Annotated in this window: 1 protein-coding gene and 2 pseudogenes; 2 read left to right on the top strand and 1 reads right to left on the bottom strand. The window is 63.4% G+C overall.

The annotated features are described in order from the left end of the window. Both QZH66_RS14960 and QZH66_RS14955 read left to right on the top strand, forming a co-directional pair. A pseudogene (locus QZH66_RS14960) lies at positions 1-203 on the top strand (NAD-binding protein); the annotation flags it as partial. A gap of 2 nt (positions 204-205) precedes the next feature. Continuing rightward, positions 206-610 (top strand): annotated as a pseudogene (locus tag QZH66_RS14955) (FAD-dependent oxidoreductase); the annotation flags it as partial. 236 nt (positions 611-846) lie between these two features. Here QZH66_RS14955 and QZH66_RS14950 read toward each other — a convergent pair. Next, positions 847-2,631: phosphate acyltransferase (locus QZH66_RS14950; protein WP_305806708.1), on the bottom strand; the 1,785-nt coding region annotated here is incomplete at its 5' end.

Here is a 2,631-nt window from a genome sequence, read left to right as displayed (position 1 = left end):
GCGGGCATCGTGGCCCATGTCACGCTGCTCGAATTCGCCAGCGAGCTCAAGGCCGACGCCGTGCTGCAGCGCAAGCTCAAGAGCCTGGCCAACGTCGACGTGATCCTGAACGCGCAGACCACGGAAGTGAATGGCGACGGCAGCCGCGTCACCGGCATCACCTACAAGGACCGCACGAACGATGAGGTCAAGCAGATCGAACTNGCTCAAGGCCGACGCCGTGCTGCAGCGCAAGCTCAAGAGCCTGGCCAACGTCGACGTGATCCTGAACGCGCAGACCACGGAAGTGAATGGCGACGGCAGCCGCGTCACCGGCATCACCTACAAGGACCGCACGAACGATGAGGTCAAGCAGATCGAACTGGCAGGCATCTTCGTGCAGATCGGCCTGCTGCCCAACACCGACTGGCTCAAGGGCACGGTCGAACTGAGCAAGCACGGCGAGATCGTGGTGGACGCCCATGCCCGCACCAACCTGCCAGGCGTGTTCGCCGCCGGCGACTGCACCACGGTGCCGTTCAAGCAGATCGTGATCGCCGCGGGCGACGGCTCCAAGGCCGCGCTGAGTGCGTTCGACCACCTGATCCGCAGCAGCGCGCCGGTGGCCTGAGCTTCAAGCGGAATAAGGCTTTATCCCTTATGGGGTAAGCGCTGGAAGCTATCAAATTTAAAGCGACGGAGCTGTGGCAAGCAGCTCCGCCGCTTTTGTTTTGTATTCAAGGAAAGGCAGGCTTTGGCCAGCAGCGGAACTTCACAGTAGCCTGGTTTTTCGCCCGAAGCGACCCATAGCAAGGGCCTGAAAGGCCGAGGCGCTGATATCACCTTGAGTTGCAATTGCCCTGATGCCTACCGATCTGCGTTAGCGTCGGCCACCGTCAGCGCCGTCATGTTGACGATGCGGCGCACGGTGGCGCTGGCCGTCAGGATGTGTACGGGTTTGGCCGCGCCCAGCAGCACCGGGCCGATGGCGATGTTGCCGCCTGCGGCGGTTTTGAGCAGGTTGTACGAGATGTTGGCGGCATCGATGTTCGGCAGCACCAGCAGGTTGGCGTCGCCGACCAGGCTGCTGTGGGGCATGAGGGCCGCGCGCGCCTTGCCGCTGAGCGCCACGTCGCCGTGCATCTCGCCATCCACCTCGAGCCAGGGCGCCTGGGCGCGCAGCAGCTCCAGGGTCTGGCGCATCTTGACGGCGCTGGGCTGGCTGCTGCTGCCAAAATTGGAGTGCGACAGCAGCGCCGCCTTGGGTTTGAAGCCAAAACGCATCATTTCTTCGGCCGCCATGACGGTGATCTCGGCCAGTTGTTCGGCCGTGGGGTCGTAGTTGACGTGCGTGTCCACCAGGAACACCTGGCGCTCGGGCAGCATCAGCGCGTTCATGCAGGCGTAGGTGGCGACGCCGGCGCGCTTGCCGATCACCTGGTCGATGTAGTTCAGGTGGTGCGTGGTATGGCCCCAGGTGCCGACGATCAGGCCATCGACCTCGCCCTTGTGCAGCAGCATGCTGCCGATCAGCGTCAGGCGCCGGCGCATTTCGATCTTGGCGATCGGCGCGGTGATGCCCTTGCGCTCGGTCATGCCGTGGTAGGTCTGCCAGAAATCGCGGTAGCGGTGGTCCTGCTCGACGTTGACCACGTCGTAGTCGAGCTCCTCCTTGAGGCGCAGGCCGAATTTCTCGATGCGCTGCGCGATCACCGCCGGACGGCCGATGAGCGTGGGGCGCGCCAGCTGCTCGTCGACGACGATCTGGGCGGCGCGCAGCACGCGCTCTTCCTCGCCCTCGGCATAGGCCACGCGCTTCTTGGCGGCGGCCTTGGCGGCGGTGAAGATCGGCTTCATGGTGGTGCTGGAGGCGTATGCAAAGTTTTCCAAACTGCTGCGATACGCATCCAAGTCTTCAATGGGCCGCAGCGCCACGCCGCTTTCTTCGGCAGCGCGCGCCACGGCGGGAGCGATCCGCGTCATCAAACGTGGATCAAATGGCTTGGGGATCAGGTATTCCGGACCAAACGCAAGTTTCTCCCCGGCGTACGCGGCGGCGACGCGATCACTTTGTTCTGCCTGGGCGAGTTCGGCGATCGCGTGAACTGCAGCAATCTCCATGGCATCCGTGATCATGGTCGCGCCGCAATCGAGTGCGCCCCGGAAGATATACGGGAAGCACAGGACGTTGTTGACCTGGTTCGGGTAGTCCGCACGGCCCGTCGCCATGACAGCGTCGTGGCGTACTGCGAGGGCTATCTCGGGCATGATTTCAGGCGTCGGGTTGGCCAGTGCGAAGATCACGGGCCGTGCGGCCATGCTAGCCACCATGGGCGATTTCAGAACGCCGCCCGCGGACAGCCCCAGGAACACATCGGCGTCCTGGATCACTTCGCTGAGCGTGCGCGCTTCAGTCTTCTGGGCAAAGGCGCGCTTGTCTTCGTCCATCAGCTCGGTGCGACCTTCGTACACGACCCCTGCCAGATCCGTGACAAAAACGTTTTCCCGCTGCAAACCTACCTTCAAAAGCAGATTGAGACAGGCCAGCGCGGCTGCGCCGGCCCCCGATGCGACCAGCTTCACATCGGCAATGTTCTTCTCCACCACCTTCAGCGCATTGAGCAGCGCTGCCGCTACGGTGATGGCAGTTCC

The sequence above is a fragment of the Stenotrophomonas sp. YIM B06876 genome (assembly GCF_030711595.1).
Taxonomy (GTDB): Bacteria; Pseudomonadota; Gammaproteobacteria; order Xanthomonadales; family Xanthomonadaceae; genus Stenotrophomonas.
This window is presented reverse-complemented; position numbering and strand designations above follow the sequence as displayed.